This is a genomic window from Sulfitobacter sp. PR48 (genome assembly GCF_028807335.1).
In the GTDB taxonomy this organism is placed as follows: Bacteria; Pseudomonadota; Alphaproteobacteria; order Rhodobacterales; family Rhodobacteraceae; genus Sulfitobacter.
The window spans coordinates 232,438-255,159 of record NZ_JARAMM010000003.1; the positions used below are offsets into that span (position 1 = coordinate 232,438).

Here is a 22,722-nt window from a genome sequence, read left to right on the forward strand (position 1 = left end):
TTTGAATCCGGCCCGCTTCACCGAAACGCACAATATTTAGGCAGATATGCAACCTCTTGATTTTCCACGTTAAGTTTATTAACCCTTGCCAATTCATTGAATCTTAACGACTTTTGCAACGGTTTTGTAACACCTCCGCAGCACCGTGCAGAACTTTCGCCCGGGGTCTTACTCGACACCGATGATGTCGCGTGTCTGCCAGACCAGATGCTGCCCGCCATCGACGCACAGCAACTGTCCCGTGACCCCCGGCGCATCCAGAAAATAGCCAAGGGCGGCAGTGATGTCATCGGGATTGGCCCCCCGCTCCAGCAATGCGCTGGCGCGTTGCTGGGCGAAATGCGCATCGCTCTGCCGGGCGCCTTTCAGGGTTGGTCCGGGGCCGATGCCATTGACCCGGATGACCGGGGCCAGCGCCTGCGCGGTGGTATGGGTCATGGCCCACAGCCCCATCTTTGCCAGCGTATAGGTCATGAACTCAGGCGTCAGCTTGCGCACCCGCTGGTCGATCATGTTGACGATCAGACCGGTCGCAAGCGGCTCTCCGTTGGCGTCCCGATCCGGGGTCAGCCCCTGCGCGGCCATGGCCTGTGTCAGCAGGAAGGGCGCGCGCAGATTGCTGCCCATATGCCGGTCCCAGCTGCTGCGGGTTGCGGATTTCAGCGTGTCGTATTCAAAGATCGAGGCATTGTTGACCAGACAGGTGATCGGCCCGCCCAGTGCCGCGGCCGCGCGGGGCAGCAGGCTTTCCGTCGCGGCGTCCTCCAGCAGATCGGCCTGCAGCGCCGTGGCCTTGCGGCCCATCGCCTCGATCTCGTGCACGACTTCTTCCGCGCCTTCGGCGGAACTGGCGTAATGCACGGCCACATCATGGCCCCGCGCCGCCAGGTACAGCGCCATTGCGCGGCCCAGCCGCTTTCCCGCACCGGTCACCAACGCCCGCTTCATCACGTTCTCCTCAGCTCAACACGACCACAAGATACAGGGCATATAGAGCGGACAAGGCAATCCCCCAAATGCGCGTGATGTCACGGCCCAGATAGACAAAGGGGATCAGCAACAGCGACGCGCCCAGCATGACCCAAAGGTCGAGCCTCAGGAAGGCGGGGTCGACGTCGATGGGACCGACGAGGCTGGCGATGCCGATGATCGCCAGCAGGTTGAACATGTTCGATCCGATCACATTGCCCAGCGCCACATCCGCCTGGCGGCGCAGGGCGGCCATGACTGTCGTGGCCAGTTCCGGCAGCGAGGTGCCGACCGCCACCAGGGTCAAACCGATCACCGTATCGCTGACCCCATAGGCGGTTGCGATGATGGTGGCATTGTCCACCAGCAGGCTTGCGCCCAGCGGCAGGCCGATCAGGCCCAGCACCAGGAAAACCGCAATCTGCCAGCGCGGCATGTCGGGGTCGGCCCCTTCGGGTTCCTCGGCATCATCGCCTTTGCAGGCGTTGCGGTGGTTGCAGGCCTCGCCGAACTGATCGGCCAGCACATAGGCCAGCCCGCCCAGCAGGACCAGCCCGGCAATCCAGTCAAAGACACCCCGGAACGCCAGCGCGATGAACAGCACCGAGGCGGCGATCATGAAATTATATGTCTTGCGCGTGTGGCATTCAGAGGTGTGCATGGTTGCCAGCAAGGCCGGTATGCCCAGCACCAGCAGGATATTGGCGGTGTTCGATCCCACCACATTGCCCAGGGCAATGCCCGGCGCATTGTCGATCACGGCCTTGATCGAGATCAGCAGCTCCGGGGCGGATGTGCCAAAGGCCACAATGGTCAGGCTGACGATCAGCGCGGGCACGCCCAGCCGCAGCGACAGGTTCACCGCGCCCTTCACCAGCGCATCGCCTGCAAGCAGCAGGATCACCAGCCCCAGAAGAGACAGCAGCCACGGCATCAGCATCAGCCCTGCCCCCCGCAGCTACAGCGGCCCTTGCCGATACGATACCGGCCGCAGGCGCTGCACTTGGTCTGGCTGAAGCGCTTGCCGCCGAGCCAGTGCATCTTGCCGAACCAGGCAAGCATCCCCATGAACACAAGGAAAAGAAGAACGATCTTGAATACCATCAGAGCCCAAACCGCGCAAAGGCCGCGCGTTCTTCGATGCCCTGCACTGCATCATCGACGATCTGCGCCCCGAACCGCGACAGCAACCCCTTGCGCGCGCCATAGCGGCGGAATTTGACCTTGTCGCCAAAGCGGTCCTTCATCATCGGGCGCAGGTGGCCGATGCCGTCGATCAGACCCAGTTCGGCGGCGCGTTTCGCCAGCCAGATCTCTCCGGTGAACAGGTCCTGATCCTCGGGCAGCTTGCCTGCCCGACGGCTGTTCACATGGTCCTTGAAATTCTCGTGGATGTCTTCCAGCAGCACCTTCAGCCGGGCCACGTCTTCCGGGTTTTCGGGGCGGAACGGGTCCAGCATGCTCTTGGATTTGCCAGCGGTATAGACGCGCCGTTCCACGCCGTATTTGTCGATCAGCTCATGCACCCCGAAGGAGGCGGAGATCACACCGATGGACCCCAGCACCGAAGACGGATCGGCATAGATCTCATCCGCGGCCACGGCCAGCCAGTAGCCGCCGGAGGCCGCGACATCCTCGACAAAGGCGATGACGGGAATCTTCTTTTCCTCTGCCAGCCGACGGATGCGCGCACCGATCAGCGAAGACTGGACGGGGCTGCCACCGGGCGAGTTCACCTCAAGCGCGATGGCGACCGGTTTGCCCTTGCTGAACGCCTTTTCGATCACCGGCCCCAGGGTCGCGTCGTTCAGCACGCCACGCCCTGAGGTGCTGATCATCCCCGACAGGCGGATCACAGCAACGGTCGGGTTGGACTTCAGGAAAGGCAGCCAGTTGTTCATGCCCCCCATGTAGAACGCCGACGCCGGTCAAACAAGGCGAGGCGAAGCTTTATTGGCGAATGCGCCAGCCGGTGCGGAAAATCCACCATATGATGCCGAGACAGACACCGGTAAACAGCCCGATGGCCAGAAGGCTGGTCAGGATCGGCACATCCGCGGTGTCAAAGAACGCCCAGCGGAACCCCGAGATCAGGTAAACCACCGGGTTGAACATCGACACTGCCTGCCAGAACGGCGGCAGCATCGAAATGGAGTAGAAAGACCCGCCCAGGAACACCAGCGGCGTGACGATCAGCAGCGGCACGATCTGCAATTGTTCGAAATTGCCCGCCCAGATGCCCAGGATAAATCCGAAGAGCGCGAAACTGATCGTGGTCAGCAGCAAGAACGCCACCATGGCCAGTGGATGGGCGATGCTGAAATCGACAAAGAAGTATGCCGTGATCAGGATAATGAATCCGATGATCAGCGACTTGGTCGCGGCGGCCCCCACATAGCCCATGACGATTTCGAGAAAGCTGATCGGCGCGGACAGAAGCTCAAAGAACGTGCCGATGAACTTGGGGAAATAGATCCCGAAAGAGGCATTGGCGATGGATTGGGTTATGACCGTCAGCATGATCAGCCCCGGCACGATGAACGCCCCATAGCCGACCCCCTCGACCTGTTCGATCCGGCTGCCGATGGCCGCGCCGAAAACGACGAAGTAAAGCGATGTGGAGATGACAGGCGCAAGCAAACTCTGCGCGACGGTCCGGAAGAACCGGAACATCTCGAAAATATAGATGGAGCGGACAGCCGTCCAGTTCATGCCGCGTCCTCCTTGACCAGATTGACAAAGATATCTTCCAGGCTGGATTGCCGGGTCACGACATCGCGCAGCACCAGCCCCTCGGCGGCAACATCCGCCAGCAGCTTGGTGATGCCAGTGCGTTCGGCATTGGTATCATAGGTATAGATCAAGGCGTGCCCGTCACTGGACAAGGCCAGATCGTCGGACTGCAGATTCCTGGGAACCTCGGTCAGGGTCTCGGTCAATTGCACCTCAAGTTCCTTCTGACCCATGCGGGTCATCAGCTTGGTCTTTTCCTCGACCAGCAGCAGCTCGCCATGGGCGATCACACCGACGCGGTCGGCAATCGCCTCCGCCTCTTCGATATAATGGGTGGTCAGGATGATGGTCACGCCATCTTCCTTCAGCTTGTCGACGATCTGCCACATGTCCTTGCGCAATTCCACGTCGACGCCTGCGGTGGGTTCGTCAAGAAACAGAACGCGGGGGTCATGGGCCAAAGCCTTGGCGATCAGGACACGGCGCTTCATACCGCCCGACAATTCCCTGATCTGGTTGTCCTTCTTGTCCCAAAGCGACAATTGCCGCAGCACCTTCTCGATGGCCGCATCGTCGGACGGCTTGCCAAACAGACCGCGTGAGAACCGCACGGTGTTGATGACCCGCTCAAAAGGCTCCAGGTTGATTTCCTGCGGCACCAGCCCGATCATCGACCGCGCGGCGCGATAATCATGCAGGATGTCGTGCCCGCCGACAGTGACCGTACCGCTGGTCGGCATGGTGATCCCACAGACCGTAGAGATCAATGTGGTCTTGCCCGCGCCGTTCGGGCCGAGAAGGGCAAGGATTTCACCCTCTTCAATCCCCAGGTTCACGCCCTTGAGCGCCTGGAACCCATCCTTGTAGGATTTGCGCAGGTCTGTGATTTCAACGATATTTGCCATGGCTCAGGCCCCCTTCATCCCGCGCGAACTTAATCGGCGGGACGTTAAAGTAAACAGTTCAGTTCAGTCTTTTGACCGACCGAACCAGCCTTTTTTCCTGGGGGCCTCTTCGGCGTCGTCCCCGCCTGCATCTTCCGCCGGTCCCTCCAGGGCCGCCTGAAGGTTGTCGAAGAACTGATCCGCCATCTTCTTGGCAAACCCGTCGATGATCCGGCTGCCCAGCTGCGCGAGCTTGCCGCCCACCTTGGCCTCCACGTCATAGCTCAGCTCGGTGCCGCCATCCTTTGCCGCCAGCCGCACGTCGGCACCGCCCTTGGCAAAACCCGCAGCACCGCCCTTGCCCGCGCCATCGATCTTCATGGATTGGTCCGCAACCAGATCGGTGATTGTCACCTCTCCCTTGAAGGTGGCCTTTACCGGCCCGACCTTCTGCACGACGGTCGCCTCGTATCCCTCCTCGACCGAGCCGGTGACCTCGGTGGCGCCCGGTACGCAGGCCTTGAGCACCTGGGGATCCAGCAGGGCTGCGTAAACCTCTGACGGGGGCGCCGCAATCTGACGGGTATCTGACATCTGCATGGGGGAACCTCCGGGTTATTTGCGCGCAGGATAGCCAAGTTGGCAGGACTGTCCAACGCCAAACGCACTGGACAGACGCGGCAGGGCTGATAGGTCAATTGCATGACTGTGCTTCCCCAAAATCGCGCCGGGCCGGCGATTGCCTTTGTACTGGCCGGGATCCTGGCGATTTCCGTGAACGACATGCTGATCAAGCGGCTTTCCGGGGGCTATCCGCTGCATGAACTGGTGTTCGTGCGCTCAGCCATCGGGATCGTATTCAGCCTGGTGCTGGTCCAGATCGAGGGCGGCTGGCATATCCTCAAGACCGACCGGCCGGGTCTGCACCTGCTGCGCGGGGCGCTGGTGGTGATTGCCAACATGACATTCTTTGTCGCCCTTGGGGCGATCCCCCTGGCCGATGCCACCGCATTGTTCTTTGCGGCACCCCTGTTCATCACGCTGCTGTCGATCCCGATCCTGGGGGAAAAGGTGGGGCTCCTGCGGCTCGGTGCCGTGATGGTTGGATTTGTCGGGGTTGTCATCATGCAACGGCCCTGGGCGGGCAGTGAAACGCTGGGTGCCTCCCGGCTGGTGCTGCTTTTGCCGGTACTCGCAGCGCTGACCTATGCGCTGAACCAGCTGATGACCCGCAAGCTGGGGGTAAGCAGCAAGGCCTCGGCGCTCTCGGTCTACATCCAGTCGGTTTTCATCGTCGTTTCGCTGGGGTTCTTCCTGGTGGCCGGCGACGGACGCTTTGTGAGCGAGGGCAGCTCGGCCTCGATGCAGTTCCTGCTGCGCGCCTGGGTCTGGCCCGCGCCCGGGGACGGCTGGATCTTTGTTGGCATGGGGTTGAACGCGGCGGTAATCGGCTATTGCCTGAGCGCCGCCTACCGGATGGCCGATGCCGCCACGGTCGCGCCCTTTGAATACATGGGCCTGCCGCTGGCGGTGTTCTGGGGCTTCATGATTTTTGGGGATCTGCCCGCCTGGGAAGTCTGGATCGGCATCGCATTGATCCTCGGTTCGGGATTGTTCGTCTTCTTGCGCGAGCGGCAAAAGACCCGTGTGCGGGTCAGCCGACCGACCACCCGGCGGTACTGAGGGTTCGGAATTTTCAAAAATTCCGGACCGTTTTCTTCAAAGAAAACGACTACTCCGGCCGAGACACCTGCACCACCACCTTGCCCGTGGCCTTGCGGGTCCGCAGCAGGTCCAGTGCCTCGTTCGCCTGTTCCAGCGGCAGCACGTTGCTGACATGCGGCTTGATCCTGCCTGCCACATACCAGTCGATCAGGGTGCGGAAACTGTCGGTCAGCACGCCGGGTTTGATCCGCGCGTAACCGCCCCAGTAAAAACCCAGAACCGTCAGGTTCTTGACCAGCAGGATGTTGGCCGGGATCTGCGGCACCTCGCCACTGGCGAACCCCAGCGGCAGCAGCCGCGCCTCGGGGTTGCAGGCGCGCATTGCCGCCTTGAACTGATCGCCGCCGATCGGGTCATAAACCACATCCGCCCCGCCCAGCGACTTGACCACCGCGCGGATGTCATCGGTATCGGAATCGATCAGGTGATCGGCACCCAGCTTGCGGCAGATCTCAAGCTTCTCCTTGCCCCGCGCACAGGCGATCACCTCTGCGCCCATCAGCTTGCCCAGTTCCACCGCGGTCAGGCCGACCCCGCCCGAAGCCCCCAGCACCAGCAGCCGTTCCCCCGGTTTCAAACCTGCCTTGTAGTCCAGCGCGACATGGCTGGTGCCATAGGCGATCAGGAAGGCCGCCGCATCCACCGCGTCCATCTCATCAGGAATCGGGACGCAGACCTCCGCAGGCAGGACCGCATATTCCGACAGGCCGCCAAAGCCGGCATAGGCCGCAATGCGCTGATCCTTTGCCAGCGTGTTCACCCCGTCACCCAACCCCACGACACGGCCCGCCAGTTCCATCCCGATGGTAAATGGCAGCGGCGGCTTTTCCTGGTAGGTCCCCTTGATCATCAGCGTGTCGCCGAAATTCAACCCGCAGGTGTCAATCCTGACCAGCACCTCGCCCGGTCCGGGCACGGGCAGCTCCAGTTCCCGCAGGCTCAGGGGTTCGTCATAGGCGGTCACTTGCATCGCGCGCATCATGGGGTCCTTTTCGATTGGCCCGCTTTGTCGCCTGTCCCCGCAGCCCTTGGCAAGGGGCATCACGCTATCCTGCGAAAATCACGGCGCGGATGCCATAGGCCACAAGACCCAGGGCCGAAATGCTCAGCACCCAGAGCAGCACGAACCATCCCAGCCGACGCAGCCAGAGCGGCATCAATGATATCCGTCTTCCGGGTCGATCTTGCCCCGGAACACCCAATAGGCATAGGCGGTATAGGCAAGGATCATGGGCACCAGCACCAATGTCCCGACCAGCGTGAACCACAGCGAACTGTCGGGGGCCGCGGCGTCCACGATGGTCAGGGCACCGGGCACCATATAGGGATAGAAACTGATCCCGATGCCGATGAACCCCAGAACAAAAAGGCTGAGTGCGCAGAGGAACGGCTGCAGGTCACGCTGCTGTTGCAACCCCCGGAACAGGCCCAGAATGCAAAGCCCCACCAGCACCGGCACGACAAAGCTGAAACCCATCGACGGCCAGGTGAACCAGCGTTCGAAATAGACGTAGCGCAGGAAGGGTGTCCAGAGGCTGACAGCCGCCATGAAAATCACCGTTGCAATGGCAAACGGCCGGGCCAGCCTGCGCATATGGGTCTGGATGCGCCCCTCCAACTTGAGGTTCAGCCATGTGGCTCCCAGCATCGCGTAGCCCACCGTCACCGCGACACCGGTCAGGAAGGTGAAGGGCGTCAGCCAGTCCCACCAGCCGCCCGCATAGGCGCGGTTCTCGACCTCGATCCCCTGTACCAGCGCGCCCAGCGCGATGCCCTGGCACAGCGCCGCCGTCAGCGATCCGCCGAAAAACGCGATGTCCCAGGTCCCCTTCCAGCGCTTTGTGCGCCAGCGGTACTCAAAGGCCACGCCGCGAAACACCAGCCCCAGCAGCATCAGGATGATCGGCATGTAAAGCGCGGGCATCACCACGGCATAGGCCAGCGGGAACACCGCGAACAGCCCGCCGCCGCCCAGCACCAGCCAGGTTTCATTGCCGTCCCAGATCGGCGCGACGGAATTCATCATCACGTTGCGCTCTTTCTCGTCCTTGGTCAGGGGAAACAGCAGGCCCACCCCCAGGTCGAAACCATCGAGGATGACATAGACCAGCACCGCAAAGGCGATGATCCCCGCCCAGATGAATGACAGTTCAAAACCCAGCATCTCAGGTCCTCGCCTTGTCGTCGTGATTGCCCTGCATCTGCACCGACGGGGTCGTCCCGGCGGTGCGGGTCGGGCCTTCGTCCGTGATCGGCGCATCGCTCACGGGTTTGATCGGCTTGCCCATCAGGCGCAGGATATAATAGGTGCCCGCGCCGAAAACGAAGAAATAGACGATGATAAAGGCAATCAGCGAGGCCGCGACCGCGGGTGCCGCGACGGGCGAGAGGCTGTCGGAGGTCCGCAGCAGCCCGTAGACGGTAAAGGGCTGGCGTCCCACTTCGGTCGTGATCCAGCCCGCCAGCACCGCGACGAACCCCATCGGCCCCATCGCCATCGACGCGCGGTAAAGCCAGGGCGCATCGAAAAGCCGCCCGCGCGCCCGCGCGATCAGCCCCCACAATCCCAGACCCAGCATGGCAAAGCCAAGGCCCACCATCACCCGGAAGGAGAAAAAGACGATGGCCACTGGCGGTTCATCCTCGTCCGGAACGGTATCAAGACCGGCCAGCGGCGCGTTCAGGTCGTGCTTGAGGATCAGAGAGCTGAGCTTGGGGATCTCCACCGCGTAGTCGACACGCTTTTCCGCCTGATTGGGGATGCCGAACAGGATCAGCGGCGCTCCGTGGGGATGGCTTTCGAAATGCCCCTCCATCGCCATCACCTTGACCGGCTGGTGTTCCAGCGTGTTGAGCCCGTGGGAATCGCCCGCCAGGATCTGCAGGGGGGTCACCAGCGCCAGCATCCACATCGCCATGGAGAACATCCGCCGGGCAGGCGCATCGCTGCGGTCGCGCAGCAGGTGCAGGGCCCCCACCGCCCCCACCACCAGCGCGGTTGTCAGGAAGGCGGCCAGCACCATGTGCGTCAGGCGATAAGGGAACGAGGGATTGAATACGATCTGCCACCAATCCTCGGGAATGAACTGCCCCAGCTCGTTCATGCTGAAGCCCGCAGGCGTCTGCATCCAGGAATTGACCGACAGGATCCAGGTGGCCGAAATCAGCGTGCCGAATGCCACCATGCCCGTTGCCATCATATGCAGCGCATCACCCACCCGTTCGCGGCCAAAAAGCATGATCCCCAGGAACCCCGCCTCAAGGAAAAAGGCGGTCAGCACCTCATAGGCCATCAACGGGCCGATCACCGGGCCGGCCTTGTCCGAAAACACCGACCAGTTGGTGCCGAACTGATAGGACATGACGATGCCCGACACGACCCCCATGCCAAAGGCAATGGCGAAAATCTTGACCCAGTAATTGAACAGAATCAGGAAGGTGCGGTCCCGCGTCCAGAGCCAGCGCGCGTTCAGCACCGCCAGGAAGCTGGCCAGCCCGATGGAGAAGGCCGGAAAGATGATGTGAAACGAGATCGTGAAGGCAAACTGCACCCGCGCGAGGATCTCTGCGGAATATCCGTCGAACATGGTCTGGCCTCCATTGCTTCTGTCCCGGACATAGGCTGTTTTCGCAGCCTGTACAGCGACACATTTCGCCGCAGCGGGTGTCAGAAGCGCAGGTCCACTTTCAGACCCGGTTCATTGTCACCCAACACGAGTTCCGCACCATGCAGCGCCGCCACGGCTGCCACCAGGCTCAGACCCAATCCGTTTCCGGGCGTGTTGCGGCTGCGATCCAGACGATAAAGCCGGTCCAGCACCTTGTCACGTTCCTTGACCGGAATGCCCGGTCCGGTATCGGCCACCTGCAGCCAGACCCGGCCCGCCGCGTGCTGCGACAGGCGAATCGTGATTTGGCTGCCTGCAGGCGTATGGCGCAGTGCGTTTTCGATCAGGTTCGAGACCATCTGCCCCAGCAAAGCCCTGTCCCCCCGCACCTTCGGCACATCAGCGGCAATCTCCAGGGTCAGGCGATGGCCGCTGTCGCCGGCACTGGGGTCATAAACCTCGACCAGGGTCTGGCAGACCTGCGCCAGATCAACGGGTGCGAAGCGCGACCGGGCCGATCCGGCCTCGACCTGCGCCAATTGCAGCAGCGCCTGGAACACATGCCCCATATCCGCGACTTCGGCACGGGTGCGGGCAACCAGTTCGGCCTCTTCGCTGTCCGGGGGCACCTTGCCCTCCAGATCCTCCAGTTGCAGGGCAACCCGTTGCAACGGCGTCTTGAGGTCATGGGCGATGTCCGATGACACCTGTTTCAGCGCGGTGACAGACGCCTCCTGCGCGGTGGCCATCTGATTGAGCTTGCCGCCGATCTGCGCAAGGTCGTCTGACCAGCGCGGCCCGACCACCACGCGCGCGCCCAGATCCCCGCCGGTCATCCGGTCCAGCGCGCGGCCCACCACCTCCACATGCCGCTTGGAGCGGCGTGCCAGCACAAGCCCGCCCGAAAGCGCGATCAGCGCCGTTGGCAGCAGGCTGATCAGCAGGATGTTGAGGAAGACCCCGCCCAGCGCCTCGATCTCTGCCCGGCTGCGGGCGATGGTGATGATGCCGCCATGCAACCGGTCGGTCAGCGACAGATAGGCGCCATCATATTGCGCGCGGTCCCGGTCCAGCGAGATGATGTGAAAACCCGCCTCGTCCCGCGCGATCGCCCCGTTGCCAAAGATCCGGCCCGAGGGCGCGATATAGCTCAGCACCATGCGGTTGGGGTCAGCCTCGCGGCTTTCGGCCTCTACCAGTGCCGCCACGGCGCGGGCATTGGGGGCGGCGCGAAAGCCCGCTAGGTCCTGGCGCAGATCGGCACGCATGGCCTGTTCGAACGAGCGTTGGGTAAACCCGTAGCTGGCCGCGAGGCTAAGCAAGCTGACTGCGGTGAACAGCGCCACCAGCAGCAGCGCCAGCCGCAGCGGCATCGACCGCCAGAGTTCCGCAAGCCGTGCCGTCATGCGGCAATCCGGTATCCCGCCCCGCGCACCGTCTGGATGATTTCCTTGTCAAAGGGCCGGTCCACCTTGGCGCGCAACCGGCTGATGTGGGTTTCCACCACATTGGTGCCGGGGTCAAAGCCGATGTCCCAGACCGCTTCCAGCAACATGGTTCTGGTCTGAACCCGCCCCTTGCGCCGCAACAGATGTTCCAGCAGGGCAAATTCGCGCGGCAACAGGTCCAGCACCTGCCCCGCCCGCGTCACCGTCCGGGTGATCAGGTTCATTTCCAGATCGCCCGCGCGCAGCACCGTCTCCGTCTCCATCGCCTGGGGCCTGCGCGACAGCGCCGCGACCCGCGCCGACAGTTCGCCAAAGACAAAGGGTTTCGCAAGGTAATCATCCGCCCCGGCGCGCAGCCCCTCGATCCGGTCGTCGACATCGCCCATCGCCGTCAGCAGCAAGACCGGCACCTTCGATCCGGCGCCGCGCAGCGTCTTGAGCAGGGTCAGCCCGTCGACCTGCGGCAGCATCCGGTCAAGAATCAGCACATCATGCCCCCCCGCCGTCGCCGCAATCAGCCCTTCGCGCCCGTCCGCGACCAGATCGACAACATGACCTTCCTCGCGCAATCCCTTGGCGATGTAGCGCCCGGTTGTGGCGTCGTCTTCTATGACGAGCAGTTTCATCGTGACCTCTGTTCCTGATCTGCAGGTCTCCTGCATAGACAATATGGGGCCGCAGGCCGCGTTACAAATTTGTATAGGGCCGCCCACGATGCTGTAAGGACAGACCGTCATATGGGGTGGGCACAAGAAAATTCGAGGTAACCCCGATGCACTCCATACTGAAATCACCAAGACAAAGCGCCGCCGCGGCATTGACCGCGGCCCTGCTGGCCACTTCCGCGCTGACCGTCGCACCTGCTGCGGCCTATGCGGTGCCCGCCGGCGGCTATGCCGATCTGGTGGAACAAGTCTCCCCTGCCGTGGTCTTTATCGAAGTCACCACCAAGGCACAGGACACTCCCGCCCCGATGCCGCGCAACATTCCCCCGCAACTGCGCCGCTTCTTCGAGGACGGCATGCCCGGAATGCCCGGCCACCAAGGGCCGCTTCAGGGCGTGGGCTCGGGCTTCATCATCTCTTCCGACGGCCAGATCGTGACAAACCACCATGTGGTGGCAGGAGCCGACACCGTGACCGTCAAACTGGCCGATGACCGCAGTTTCGAGGCCAAGGTGGTCGGCAGCGACCCGATGACGGACATCGCCCTGCTCAAGATCGAAGCGGATGTTGACCTGCCCTTTGTCAAATTCGGCGCCACAGATGGCCTGCGGGTGGGCGACGAAGTTGTCGCCGTCGGCAACCCCTTCGGCCTTGGCGGCACCGTGACCTCCGGCATCATCTCTGCCCTGTCGCGTGACATCCGCTCGGGCCCCTTTGATGACTTCATCCAGACCGATGCCTCGATCAACAAGGGCAACTCCGGCGGACCGCTGTTCAACAACGCCGGTGACGTGATCGGCGTCAACACCGCCATCCTGTCGCCCGATGGCGGCTCCGTCGGCATCGGCTTTGCCGTGCCTGCCGACCTGGTGCAGACGGTTGTGGCCGATCTGTCCGACGATGGCAGCGTCTCGCGTGGCTGGCTGGGTGTGAACATCCGCCCGATGACCGAAGAGGTCGCCAATGTCCTGGGCTACGATTCGCCCAAGGGCGCCGTGATCGAAGCGGTGAGCGAGGACAGCCCTGCCGCCAAGGCCGGTCTGGAGCGGGGCGACATAATCATGTCCTTTGGCAAGACAGAGGTGACCGACCTGCGCGACCTGACCCGTGCGGTGGCCACCACCGAGCCTGAACAAAGCACACAGATGAAAGTGCTGCGCAAGGGCGAGGAGCTGACCCTCGACGTAACCGTGGGCAAGCTGGATCCCAAGCCGGCCTGACCCATGCGTGACCCCGGCGGCGCATCCCCCGTTGCCGCCGGGGCTTTTCAACTCCGGCCCGGCTGCCCCTACAACTTGGCGATGCGCACCAGCGCCTGCCGCAACAGCCGGGCCTCTTCCTGCGAAAAATCCGCCATCAAAGCCCGGTCGAACTGTTTCCCCTGCGCGGCCAGATCGGCATAGGCCTGCCTGCCCTGCGATGTCAGCGCCAGGGTTTCATGGCGCCTGTCGTCCTCCCAGGGGCTGCGCGTCAGGAATCGTTTGGCCTGCAGGGCGGCCACCGCGCGGCTGACCTTGGTCTTGTGCATCCGCGCCCGGTCGCAGATCTCCTTGGCCGTCATTGCCCCGTAGCGCCCCAGATGGAACAGCACCCGCCATTCGGTGCGCAACATCCCGTATTTACCCTTGTAATATCGCTGAAAACTCGCGCTGGATTCCTCCGCCGCCATGTTCAGCAGATAGGGCAGAAACCCCCGCAGGTCGAAATCATCCACCGTCTCCCCCGGCGGTGCCCCGTCTTTTTTCGGCATTTTGCAATTTATCCCGTTGTTAGTTACAAAACCAACTAATATGTGATCTTCACGTTTTGCGAAAGGACCTGCCATGAATAAGGACGTCGCCCCCCACGCGCTGAAAAGCGCCGCAACGCCTGTCGGCACCCATGAGGGATACATGCCCGGCTTCGGCAACGACTTCGAGACGGAAGCCCTGCCCGGTGCCCTGCCCCAGGGCATGAACTCGCCCCAGAAGGTGAACTACGGCCTCTACGGCGAACAGCTTTCCGGCACCGCCTTCACCGCGCCCAGCCACCAGAACGAACGCACCTGGTGCTACCGCATCCGGCCATCGGTCAAGCACACACACCGCTTTGAAAAGATCGACCTGCCCTATTGGAAATCCGCGCCACATGTGGACCCGGACGTGGTCAGCCTGGGCCAGTACCGCTGGGATCCGGTCCCGCATTCCGAAGGGAAACTGACCTGGCTCACCGGCATGCGCACCATGACCACGGCCGGTGACGTCAATACGCAGGTCGGCATGGCCAGCCACATCTACCTTGTCACCGACAGCATGGTGGACGCCTATTTCTACTCCGCCGACAGCGAACTGCTGGTGGTCCCGCAGGAGGGCCGTCTGCGCTTTGCCACCGAACTGGGCGTGATCGACATTGAACCACAGGAAATCGCGATCATCCCGCGTGGCCTGGTCTACCGGGTCGAAGTGCTCGAAGGGCCCTGCCGCGGCTTTGTCTGCGAGAACTACGGACAGAAGTTCGACCTGCCCGGTCGCGGACCGATCGGGGCCAACTGCATGGCCAACCGCCGCGATTTCAAGACGCCCATCGCCGCCTTCGAGGACCGCGACGCGCCCTCCACCGTCACGGTGAAATGGGCGGGCCAGTTCCACGAGACGAAAATCGGCCATTCCCCGCTCGACGTCGTTGCCTGGCATGGCAACTATGCCCCCTGCAAATATGATTTGCGCACCTATTGCCCGGTCGGCGCGATCCTGTTCGATCATCCGGACCCGTCAATCTTTACCGTGCTCACCGCGCCCTCGGGTGTCGAAGGCACCGCGAACATCGACTTCGTCCTGTTCCGCGACCGCTGGATGGTGGCCGAGGATACCTTCCGCCCGCCGTGGTATCACAAGAACGTCATGTCCGAACTGATGGGCAATATCTTTGGCATCTATGACGCCAAGCCCAAAGGCTTCGTCCCCGGCGGCATGTCGCTGCACAACATGATGCTGCCCCACGGCCCGGACAAGAACGCCTTTGAAGGCGCGTCGAACGCCAAGCTTGAGGCCGAGAAACTGGAGAACACCATGTCCTTCATGTTCGAAACCCGCTTCCCGCAGCACCTGACCACCTTCGCCGCCAAGGAGGCGCCACTGCAGGACGATTACATCGACTGCTGGACCGACCTCGAAAAGAAATTCGACGGCACCCCCGGCAAGAAATGATGCCGCCTGCCGGTTTCGCCCTAGGTGAAACCGGCAGCTATCAGCACAAGGAATACCCATGACCCTCCTCCAATCCTGGGTGGAAAGCGCCAACAGCGCCAACACCGACTTCCCGCTCAACAACCTGCCCTACGGCGTGTTCGAGACAAACACGCTTGAACCGCGCTGCGGCGTGGCCATCGGCGACATGATCCTCGACATGGCCGCAATGGAAGAGAACGGGCTGATCGACCTGGCCGAAGAGCCCGTGTTCGACGTGCCCTACTGGAATGACGTGATGGAACTGGGGCCCGAAGGCTGGGCCGCCCTGCGCAACCGGCTGACCGACCTGCTGGCGGCCGATGCCCCGGACCAGGCGCAGGTCGCGCCCCACCTGGTGCCGATGGCAGAGGCGCGGATGCACATGCCGCTGGTGGTCACCGAATTCACCGATTTCTACGCGGGCAAGCACCACGCCACCAACATCGGCACCATGTTCCGCAGCGCTGAAAACGCGCTGCCGCCGAACTGGCTGCACATCCCCATCGGCTACAACGGGCGCGCCTCCACCGTGGTTGTCTCCGGCACGCCCATCGTGCGCCCCAATGGCCAGACCAAGGCGCCGGACGCCGATATGCCCTCCTTCGGCCCCAGCAAGCGGCTGGACATCGAGCTGGAGATGGGCGCCATCGTCGGCACCTCCTCCGAGATGGGCCACCCGATCAGCGTGGCGCAGGCCGATGACATGATCTTTGGCTATGTCCTGCTGAACGACTGGTCGGCGCGCGACATCCAGCCCTGGGAATACCAGCCACTGGGCCCGTTCCAGGCCAAGGCATTTGCCACTTCGATCTCCCCCTGGATCGTGACGAAAGCGGCGCTGGAGCCGTTCCGCACCTCCACGCCCGAACGCGAAAAGGACCTGCTGCCCTACCTGCGTGAACCCGGCCCGATGCTCTATGACATCGAGCTGGAGGTGACGATGGCCCCCGAAGGCAAGGCGCCGACCACCATCGCGCGCACCAACTACAACCAGATGTACTATTCCGCCGCACAGCAGTTGACCCATCACGCCTCTTCCGGCTGCGCGATGAACGCGGGCGACCTGCTGGGTTCGGGCACGATCTCCGGCCCCGAAAAGCACGAGCGCGGCTCGCTGATCGAACTCAGCTGGGGCGGCAAGGAAACCATCACGCTGGACAGCGGCGACACCCGCACCTTCATCGAGGACGGCGATACAATGACGCTCAAAGGCGCCGCCAAAGGCGACGGATTCCGCATCGGCTTCGGCGACTGCGTGGGCACGATCAAACCGGCAATCAAGTTCCCCTGAGCTTCATTGTTCCAAGAAATACACAGATGTGACGCCACCACATGCGCCACGCCAGAAAGGACATACCATGGCCAAAGCTTTTGCCTCCCAGGGCGACCTGACCGAAAAGAAAATCACCTTCGACGAGGTCGGCCGCGGCCTCTGGGCCTTTACCGCCGAAGGGGACCCCAACTCCGGCGTCATCATCGGTGATGACAGCGTCATGATCGTCGAGGCGCAGGCGACCCCGCGCCTGGCGGGCAAGGTCATCGAGAAAGTCCGCGAAGTCACCGACAAGCCGATCAGCCATGTGGTGATGACCCACTACCACGCGGTCCGCGTGCTGGGGGCCTCCGCCTATGGTGCCGATCAGGTCATCATGTCCGACGTGGCCCGCGCCATGGTGGTCGAACGCGGGCAAGAGGACTGGGACAGTGAATTCCAGCGCTTCCCGCGCCTGTTTGAAGGGCATGAGAGCATTCCCGGCCTGACCTGGCCCACCACCACATTCTCCGACAGCATGACCGTCTATCTCGGCAACCGCCGGGTGGACATCAGGCAGATCGGCCGCGCCCATACCGCAGGCGACGCCGTCATCCACGTCCCGGACGAGAACGTGATGTTCACCGGTGACATCGTCGAGGACCACTCCGCCTGCTATTGCGGTGACGGGCATTTCAACGACTGGGGCGGCACGCTGGACAATATCCTGGCCTATGACGTGGATGCCATCGCACCGGGTCGCGGCGGCGCGCTGATGGGCAAGGATGCGGTCAAGGGTGCCATTGCCAGCACCCGCGACTTCGTGAATTCCACCTATGCCCCCGCCGCCCGTGTCGCGGCCCGCGGCGGCAGCCTCAAGGAAGCATGGGACGCGGTGCGCGAAGCCTGCGACCCCAAGTTCTCGGATTATGCGATCTACGAACATTGCCTGCCCTTCAACGTGGCCCGCGCCTATGACGAAGCGCGCGGCATCGACACGCCCCGCATCTGGACCGCCGAACGGGACATCGAAATGTGGAACGCGCTGCAGGCGTGATCCTGCAGCCCAGGGAGGATCGATATGGTTGCCGTAAGATACCAGACTGCTTTCAAGCTCTACCCCTACCACCAGGTCCCCGCGCAATCGCAGGCCCCGGTGCGGCACCCGGTGGTCATCGTCGGGGGCGGTCCCATCGGCCTCACCCTGGCGCTTGATCTCGGGCTCAAGGGCACCCCGGTACTGGTGTTGGACGACCACGAGGGCGCTGGCCTTGGGTCCAAGGCGATCTGCTTTGCCAAGCGCACGCTGGACATCGCGCATCGTCTTGGCGCGGCGCAGCCGATGGTGGACAAGGGCGTGGTCTGGAACGTGGGCCGGGTGTTTCACGCGGACCGTGAGGTTTACGAATTCAACCTTCTTCCCGAAGACGGCCACCGCTACCCCGCCTTCATCAATCTGCAGCAGCCCTATTTCGAACGCGACCTTGTGGAAGCCATCGAAAAAGCCCGGACCAATGGCGCGCCGATCGAGATACGGGGCGCAAACCAGGTCACCGCGATCACGCCGCAGGACGGGTTTACCACGCTGGAGGTCGACACCCCCGATGGCCCCTACCGGATCGAGGCCGACTACCTGATTGCCTGCGACGGCGCGCGTTCTCCCCTGCGCGAGATGATGGGGCTGACCTTCGATGGCCGGGTGTTCGAGGACAACTTCCTGATCGCCGATGTGCACATGAAGGCCGACTTCCCCACCGAACGCTGGTTCTGGTTCGATCCGCCCTTCGAGGGTGCCGGCCAGTCCGCCCTGCTGCACAAGCAGCCCGACGACATCTGGCGCATCGACTTTCAGCTTGGCTGGGACATCGACCGCAAGGCGGAACTGGACCCGGAGCGCATCCGCGCCCGCGTTGATGCCATGCTGTCCAGCCAGACCGGCACCGTGCCGGAATACGAGCTGGCATGGACGTCGATCTACACATTCCAATGCCGTCGCATGAAGTCTTTCCGGCATGGCAACGTGATCTTTGCAGGCGACAGCGCGCACCAGGTCTCGCCCTTCGGTGCGCGCGGGGCCAATTCCGGTGTGCAGGATGCGGACAACCTGGGCTGGAAACTTGATCTTGTGCTGAAAGGGCTGGCCGATGACAGCCTGCTCGACAGCTACGCCACCGAACGTGAATTCGGCGCCGATGAGAACATCCTGAATTCGACCCGTGCCACCGACTTTCTGACGCCCAAGACCCAGACCAGCCGGCTCTTCCGTGACGCGGTGCTGACCCTGGCAGAGCGGCATACCTTTGCCCGGCCCTTGGTGAATTCGGGACGCCTGTCGGTGCCATGCACCTATGACGGATTTCCGCATTTCGGCCCCGATGCGTTGAATGGCCCTGCGGTCACCCGCCCCGGCGCGGCCTGCGTCGATGCGCCGGTCGAAGACGGCTTCCTGCTGGACAACCTCGGCGGCACCTTCACCATCCTTGCCCTGGGCTGCGCTGCAGAGGCAGTGAGCGCGCAGGGCATTGACGCGGCTGTGCTGGAAATCGCCAACCCCTCCGACGCGCTGACCCGCCGCTACCTTGGTGACGCGAAACAGGCCGTTTATCTCATCCGTCCCGATCAGCATGTCGTGGCCCGCTGGCCCGGTTTCGACGCGGATGCCATCGCCAGCGCCATTGGCCGCGCCCTCGGAAAGGACAGCTGATGTCTGTGACACTGACCCCGAACATTCCCGACCAGGACGGATTTTACGATGAGCTGCTGCGCACCCATGAAGGCCTGAGCAAGGAGCAGTCCGATGCGCTCAACGCGCGGCTGATCCTGGTGCTGTGCAATCACATCGGCGACCGCGAGGTGATCCGCGCGGCGCTGGCGGCGGCGAAATAATCACAGGTCCACTTCGACCACGCCACCGGCCTCTGCCGCCCGGCTCTGGCACAGGATGATTGCATCCTGCCGCTGCGCCCTGGACAGCACGAAATCGCGGTGCTGGACCGCGCCCGAGACCAGGCCGCATTTGCACACGCCGCAGATGCCGTCGGAGCATTTCACGTCCACATGGATGCCATTTTCCGCCAGCACGTCCGTCGCGCTCTTGCCGGCAGGCACGGCGAGGTCGCGCCCCGAGCGCGCCAGCCGCAGGGTGAATTCGTGGTTCACATATTCCGGCACTTCGGGGACCGAGAAATACTCCAGATGCCGCGCCTCCTCCGGCACGCCCGCCGCCTCTGCCGCCGCCATGACCGCCGACATGTAGCGATCCGCCCCGCAGGTATAGACATGCGCGCCCGAAGGCAGGCCGCCCATCACGGTGCCCAGATCGGCGCGTGTATCCTCATCGGTGATGTGCAGATGCACCCTGTCGGCCCAGGGCACCGCCGCGAGGTCCGTCAGATACCCCATGCTGCCGCGTGACCGCCCGGAATAATGCAGGGCAAAATCGCGCCCCGCGCGGTGCAGCTCATGGGCCATGGCGATCATCGGTGTCACCCCGATCCCGCCGCCCATCAGCAGCGAGAACGGTGCCTCCGCATCCAGCGGGAAATGGTTGATCGGGTTCGAGATGAAGACCTTGCGCCCCTCGCTGAATATCCGGTGCAGCAGTTTCGATCCGCCGCGCCCGGCATCCTCCATCAGCACGCCGATCTGATAGGTGCTGCAGTCGCCCGGATCACCCGACATGGAATACTGGCGCAGGAATTCCGGTGCCACCACGATATCCAGATGCGCCCCCGCCTGCCAGGGCGGCAGATCACCCCCGCCCACAGGCTGAAACTCATATTTGGTGATCCCTGCCGCCATCTTCTCCGCCTTGGTGATCTCTACATGGATCACCGGGCTGTCGGCGGCATCGGTGGTGCGGTGCACCATGCTCTCATCGCCCGCCGCCAGACGCCGCTGATATTCTTCGGCCGTGATCATCGCGCGGTAAGCCTCGATCCCCGCCTCCCGGTCCATCGGGTCAGGGTACGGATATGGATGCGGGGCCAGTGGCGCGGGATAGACCGCCAGAGTCTGGTCCTCATACTTCAGGTCCAGATCCCGTTGCAGGGACCGTTCGTTCACCGGCTTGTCCGTGGGGCGGTAGCCGCCGTCTTCCGCGATTTCCAGATCCCACCACCATTTCTTGACCGGGTTCAGCCCGCCATTGCCCACCACATCATCCAGCCGCGCCAGCGCCGGGGCCGCTGCGGGAATGTTCATCGCGGCCCAGCGGAACGGGGCTTCCTTGAAGATGCCTTCCAGGTTCCAGGGGCAGGTCTTCATGCAGCGCCCGCACATCGCGCCGCCGGGTGTGGTGATCCGATAGGTGGCGCATTTCTGGCTGTCGGATTTCCATATCTCATAGCCGTTGAACATCAGCTTCGGCCCGGCGGTGATCGCGCCCGAAGGACATTCCCGCGCGCATTTGTTGCAGGACTCGCAGAATTTCTGCAGGCCAAAGTCGATGGGCCTGTCATGCGCCATCGGCAGATCGGTGGTGATCGCCCCGGATTTCAGGCGCGGGCCCAGATAGGGGTTCAGGATCACCTCGCCGATGCGGCTGACCTCTCCCAGCCCGCTCAACAGCAAGAGCGGCGGCTGCAGCACCTCGCCATCCATCACCGTATGCGCCTTGGCGCTGTAGCCGAGGTTGCGGATCTGTTTCGCCACCACGCCGCCAATCAACGAGAACCGCAAATAGGCGCGCATCGACTGCGCAACGCTGATCCAGTCGTCGCCCGAGGCGCCCTCCATCGTCTCGTAGCCCTGGTCGATGATCAGCGACACCGCCTGATCATGCGGCGGGTCGATGGGCGCGCCGGTGGCGTCATGCGAATACCACGCCCAGTCCGGGCAGCGCGAAATGCCGACCGCATCCGCGCCAAGGTAATAGCAGGTCGCCTTGACCAGATCGGCGGCTTCCGCCGGGTCCAGCGTGACCTTCCGATCCGCCGGGGCACCATCCTGCAACAACACGAAAGCCCCCAGTGCCCGCCGTTGCGCGGTCGAGGGTGCAGCCTTGCGCACATAGTATCCGCCCTTTGCCCCCTCCTGCAGCGCCTTGCCCATGTCGCCGAACTGCGCGCGGGCGAACATGTCGGTCCGCTTGGGCACCCGCGCCACCCGCGCCTCGTCGATATAGGTGGTGGGGTCCGCCACCCGTTTCAGACGCTCGAAAGGATGCGCGCCATCCACGAACCGGCGTTTGGCATAGGGCACCGCGTTCATCGCATTCTTGCGAAAACCCGTCCCCAGTTTCCACCGCACGCCAAAAGCCGAGGCAGGCTGCGCCGACATCGGTGCCAGTGGCCGGTCCGGGGCCATGGCAAAGCTGGTCGTCACCGCCGCCAGACCGAAACGCCCGCCGATATAGGGGTGGTGCAGCGCGCCGTCCTCCACCGTCGCCAGCCCTGCGGCAACCGCCAGCCGGCCAAGATCAACATCCGAGGTCGAGACCGTGTGCCCCCGCGCGTCAAAGCCCAGCACCCTCAGGTAATTGGCCAGCACCACGGCGGTTTCCGCCGCAAGCAACCCTGCCCGATGCGCCTGCGCCTCCCTGATCCAGGTGGTCCCGGCTTCGCCCGCCTCAACGTCACGCGGGTTCTCGTAAAGGAAGACCAGCGCATGGGTGTGGCCGTCAATCGTGCCCGGCGGCGCCTCCATCGATTCCTTGAGGTCGGCCATGATCATGTCGATGCCCGAGGCCAGTGTTTTGGTCTGGCGGGTGCGCAGGTCTTGCGCCAGCCGGTCGATGTCGGGGTTGCGAAAGGGGGTTTCCAGCACCGCTTCCGCAGGCAGCTTGCAAACGCCGACCACCGCCGCGTCAGAGAAATATCCAAAGGCTTTCAAATGATTTGCACGCTCCCGCAAGTCCTCCGGCACCTCGGATATGCCCCGATTGATCAGCCCGTCGCGGATCGCGTCCAGCATCGCCTGATGCTCGCGCATCGCATTGAGGATCGACAGCGGGTCGTCAGACCGTTCAAAGCTGAGCTGCGCCATCTGCGGCACCGTTGACAGCTCCGGCATTTGCCCGGCCCGCGCCAGCAGCTCGGTGGGGTATGGCCCCATGTGGACCGGACGGTTCTTGTCCGAAAACAGGCGGAATGTCATCGCGCGGTCCCTTTGCAACAGCCAAATGCCGAGGTCGCGACGGTCACCTGCCGCACAGGCCTTGTCAACCGATCACGCGCAGGCAATTCCGACCACCCCGGCCGCCCCGAAACAGGCCACAGCCAGCGGCCCTGTG

22 protein-coding genes are annotated in these 22,722 nt (G+C 63.2%); 7 read left to right on the top strand and 15 right to left on the bottom strand.

Annotated elements, in window-relative coordinates:
• Positions 1-168 precede the first annotated feature (168 nt).
• The 7 genes from PVW51_RS05820 to PVW51_RS05850 form a co-directional block, all read right to left on the bottom strand.
• Positions 169-948 (bottom strand): SDR family oxidoreductase, encoded by a 780-nt coding sequence (locus PVW51_RS05820; protein WP_274573948.1) that lies wholly within the window; start codon positions 946-948, stop codon positions 169-171.
• 10 nt (positions 949-958) lie between these two features.
• Positions 959-1,906 carry a calcium/sodium antiporter gene (locus tag PVW51_RS05825; RefSeq protein WP_269361604.1) on the bottom strand — a complete coding sequence of 316 codons (948 nt, stop codon included), beginning with the start codon at positions 1,904-1,906 and terminating at the stop codon, positions 959-961.
• A gap of 2 nt (positions 1,907-1,908) precedes the next feature.
• Positions 1,909-2,073 (bottom strand): hypothetical protein, encoded by a 165-nt coding sequence (locus PVW51_RS05830; protein ID WP_205388213.1) that lies wholly within the window; start codon positions 2,071-2,073, stop codon positions 1,909-1,911.
• A complete protein-coding gene (locus tag PVW51_RS05835) occupies positions 2,073-2,870 on the bottom strand; it encodes a S49 family peptidase (protein ID WP_269361419.1) in 798 nt (265 codons plus the stop codon). The genes PVW51_RS05830 and PVW51_RS05835 overlap by 1 nt, the downstream gene beginning before the upstream one ends.
• Positions 2,871-2,919: 49 nt before the next feature.
• Positions 2,920-3,681 (bottom strand): ABC transporter permease, encoded by a 762-nt coding sequence (locus tag PVW51_RS05840; RefSeq protein ID WP_269361420.1) that lies wholly within the window; start codon positions 3,679-3,681, stop codon positions 2,920-2,922.
• Positions 3,678-4,607: an ABC transporter ATP-binding protein gene (locus tag PVW51_RS05845; protein WP_274573949.1), complete on the bottom strand. Its 930-nt coding sequence runs from the start codon at positions 4,605-4,607 to the stop codon at positions 3,678-3,680. Before PVW51_RS05845 ends, PVW51_RS05840 begins: the two co-directional genes overlap by 4 nt.
• A 63-nt stretch (positions 4,608-4,670) precedes the next feature.
• Positions 4,671-5,186: a CoxG family protein gene (locus PVW51_RS05850; RefSeq protein WP_269361424.1), complete on the bottom strand. Its 516-nt coding sequence runs from the start codon at positions 5,184-5,186 to the stop codon at positions 4,671-4,673.
• 102 nt (positions 5,187-5,288) lie between these two features.
• On the opposite strand from PVW51_RS05850, the gene PVW51_RS05855 reads away from it, so the two are divergent.
• A complete protein-coding gene (locus PVW51_RS05855; protein ID WP_274573950.1) occupies positions 5,289-6,269 on the top strand; it encodes a DMT family transporter in 981 nt (326 codons plus the stop codon).
• Between the two features lie 49 nt (positions 6,270-6,318).
• Here the strand turns inward: PVW51_RS05855 and PVW51_RS05860 are convergent, their stop codons facing one another.
• From PVW51_RS05860 to PVW51_RS05885, 6 genes are all read right to left on the bottom strand, one after another.
• A complete protein-coding gene (locus tag PVW51_RS05860) occupies positions 6,319-7,290 on the bottom strand; it encodes an NADPH:quinone oxidoreductase family protein (RefSeq protein ID WP_274573951.1) in 972 nt (323 codons plus the stop codon).
• 67 nt (positions 7,291-7,357) lie between these two features.
• Positions 7,358-7,468: a DUF2474 family protein gene (locus PVW51_RS05865; protein ID WP_269361429.1), complete on the bottom strand. Its 111-nt coding sequence runs from the start codon at positions 7,466-7,468 to the stop codon at positions 7,358-7,360.
• On the bottom strand, positions 7,468-8,475 hold the full coding sequence (cydB, locus tag PVW51_RS05870) for a cytochrome d ubiquinol oxidase subunit II (RefSeq protein ID WP_274573952.1): 1,008 nt from the start codon (positions 8,473-8,475) through the stop codon (positions 7,468-7,470). The genes PVW51_RS05865 and cydB overlap by 1 nt, the downstream gene beginning before the upstream one ends.
• A gap of 1 nt (position 8,476) precedes the next feature.
• Positions 8,477-9,898, bottom strand: a complete 1,422-nt coding sequence (locus PVW51_RS05875; RefSeq protein ID WP_269361431.1) for a cytochrome ubiquinol oxidase subunit I — start codon at positions 9,896-9,898, stop codon at positions 8,477-8,479.
• Positions 9,899-9,978: 80 nt separating this feature from the next.
• Entirely contained in the window at positions 9,979-11,325 is a 1,347-nt protein-coding gene (locus tag PVW51_RS05880; RefSeq protein WP_274573953.1) for a sensor histidine kinase, read from the bottom strand.
• Complete coding sequence (locus PVW51_RS05885) at positions 11,322-11,993, bottom strand: winged helix-turn-helix domain-containing protein (protein ID WP_269361435.1); 672 nt, start codon at positions 11,991-11,993, stop codon at positions 11,322-11,324. The genes PVW51_RS05880 and PVW51_RS05885 overlap by 4 nt, the downstream gene beginning before the upstream one ends.
• A 146-nt stretch (positions 11,994-12,139) precedes the next feature.
• On the opposite strand from PVW51_RS05885, the gene PVW51_RS05890 reads away from it, so the two are divergent.
• Positions 12,140-13,252, top strand: coding sequence for a Do family serine endopeptidase (locus PVW51_RS05890; protein ID WP_274573954.1), 1,113 nt, complete (start codon positions 12,140-12,142; stop codon positions 13,250-13,252).
• A gap of 68 nt (positions 13,253-13,320) precedes the next feature.
• Here the strand turns inward: PVW51_RS05890 and PVW51_RS05895 are convergent, their stop codons facing one another.
• Positions 13,321-13,782, bottom strand: coding sequence for a MarR family winged helix-turn-helix transcriptional regulator (locus tag PVW51_RS05895; RefSeq protein WP_269361439.1), 462 nt, complete (start codon positions 13,780-13,782; stop codon positions 13,321-13,323).
• Between the two features lie 73 nt (positions 13,783-13,855).
• Between PVW51_RS05895 and hmgA the strand changes: the two genes are divergently transcribed.
• The 5 genes from hmgA to PVW51_RS05920 all read left to right on the top strand — a co-directional run bounded on the left by hmgA (position 13,856) and on the right by PVW51_RS05920 (position 19,376).
• Positions 13,856-15,217: a homogentisate 1,2-dioxygenase gene (gene hmgA / locus PVW51_RS05900; protein ID WP_274573955.1), complete on the top strand. Its 1,362-nt coding sequence runs from the start codon at positions 13,856-13,858 to the stop codon at positions 15,215-15,217.
• A 58-nt stretch (positions 15,218-15,275) separates the two neighbouring features.
• Positions 15,276-16,529, top strand: coding sequence for a fumarylacetoacetase (gene fahA / locus PVW51_RS05905; RefSeq protein WP_274573956.1), 1,254 nt, complete (start codon positions 15,276-15,278; stop codon positions 16,527-16,529).
• Between the two features lie 67 nt (positions 16,530-16,596).
• Positions 16,597-17,547, top strand: coding sequence for an MBL fold metallo-hydrolase (locus tag PVW51_RS05910; RefSeq protein WP_274573957.1), 951 nt, complete (start codon positions 16,597-16,599; stop codon positions 17,545-17,547).
• A 24-nt stretch (positions 17,548-17,571) separates the two neighbouring features.
• Positions 17,572-19,194: an FAD-dependent oxidoreductase gene (locus PVW51_RS05915; protein WP_274573958.1), complete on the top strand. Its 1,623-nt coding sequence runs from the start codon at positions 17,572-17,574 to the stop codon at positions 19,192-19,194.
• The gene (locus PVW51_RS05920; protein ID WP_274573959.1) at positions 19,194-19,376 is read left to right on the top strand and encodes a DUF2783 domain-containing protein; all 183 of its coding nucleotides are present in this window, start codon (positions 19,194-19,196) and stop codon (positions 19,374-19,376) included. Before PVW51_RS05915 ends, PVW51_RS05920 begins: the two co-directional genes overlap by 1 nt.
• Here PVW51_RS05920 and PVW51_RS05925 read toward each other — a convergent pair whose 3' ends face one another.
• On the bottom strand, positions 19,377-22,586 hold the full coding sequence (locus PVW51_RS05925) for a 2Fe-2S iron-sulfur cluster-binding protein (protein ID WP_274573960.1): 3,210 nt from the start codon (positions 22,584-22,586) through the stop codon (positions 19,377-19,379).
• Positions 22,587-22,722: the final 136 nt, after the last annotated feature.

Coding starts and splice junctions, on each gene's coding strand:
- PVW51_RS05820 (WP_274573948.1), bottom strand. CDS start 948: ATGAAGCGGGCGTTGGTGACCGGTGCGGGAAAGCGGCTGGGCCGCGCA.
- PVW51_RS05830 (WP_205388213.1), bottom strand. CDS start 2,073: ATGGTATTCAAGATCGTTCTTCTTTTCCTTGTGTTCATGGGGATGCTT.
- PVW51_RS05835 (WP_269361419.1), bottom strand. CDS start 2,870: ATGAACAACTGGCTGCCTTTCCTGAAGTCCAACCCGACCGTTGCTGTG.
- PVW51_RS05840 (WP_269361420.1), bottom strand. CDS start 3,681: ATGAACTGGACGGCTGTCCGCTCCATCTATATTTTCGAGATGTTCCGG.
- PVW51_RS05845 (WP_274573949.1), bottom strand. CDS start 4,607: ATGGCAAATATCGTTGAAATCACAGACCTGCGCAAATCCTACAAGGAT.
- PVW51_RS05850 (WP_269361424.1), bottom strand. CDS start 5,186: ATGCAGATGTCAGATACCCGTCAGATTGCGGCGCCCCCGTCAGAGGTT.
- PVW51_RS05855 (WP_274573950.1), top strand. CDS start 5,289: ATGACTGTGCTTCCCCAAAATCGCGCCGGGCCGGCGATTGCCTTTGTA.
- PVW51_RS05860 (WP_274573951.1), bottom strand. CDS start 7,290: ATGCGCGCGATGCAAGTGACCGCCTATGACGAACCCCTGAGCCTGCGG.
- PVW51_RS05865 (WP_269361429.1), bottom strand. CDS start 7,468: ATGCCGCTCTGGCTGCGTCGGCTGGGATGGTTCGTGCTGCTCTGGGTG.
- cydB (WP_274573952.1), bottom strand. CDS start 8,475: ATGCTGGGTTTTGAACTGTCATTCATCTGGGCGGGGATCATCGCCTTT.
- PVW51_RS05875 (WP_269361431.1), bottom strand. CDS start 9,898: ATGTTCGACGGATATTCCGCAGAGATCCTCGCGCGGGTGCAGTTTGCC.
- PVW51_RS05880 (WP_274573953.1), bottom strand. CDS start 11,325: ATGACGGCACGGCTTGCGGAACTCTGGCGGTCGATGCCGCTGCGGCTG.
- PVW51_RS05885 (WP_269361435.1), bottom strand. CDS start 11,993: ATGAAACTGCTCGTCATAGAAGACGACGCCACAACCGGGCGCTACATC.
- PVW51_RS05890 (WP_274573954.1), top strand. CDS start 12,140: ATGCACTCCATACTGAAATCACCAAGACAAAGCGCCGCCGCGGCATTG.
- PVW51_RS05895 (WP_269361439.1), bottom strand. CDS start 13,782: ATGCCGAAAAAAGACGGGGCACCGCCGGGGGAGACGGTGGATGATTTC.
- hmgA (WP_274573955.1), top strand. CDS start 13,856: ATGAATAAGGACGTCGCCCCCCACGCGCTGAAAAGCGCCGCAACGCCT.
- fahA (WP_274573956.1), top strand. CDS start 15,276: ATGACCCTCCTCCAATCCTGGGTGGAAAGCGCCAACAGCGCCAACACC.
- PVW51_RS05910 (WP_274573957.1), top strand. CDS start 16,597: ATGGCCAAAGCTTTTGCCTCCCAGGGCGACCTGACCGAAAAGAAAATC.
- PVW51_RS05915 (WP_274573958.1), top strand. CDS start 17,572: ATGGTTGCCGTAAGATACCAGACTGCTTTCAAGCTCTACCCCTACCAC.
- PVW51_RS05920 (WP_274573959.1), top strand. CDS start 19,194: ATGTCTGTGACACTGACCCCGAACATTCCCGACCAGGACGGATTTTAC.
- PVW51_RS05925 (WP_274573960.1), bottom strand. CDS start 22,586: ATGACATTCCGCCTGTTTTCGGACAAGAACCGTCCGGTCCACATGGGG.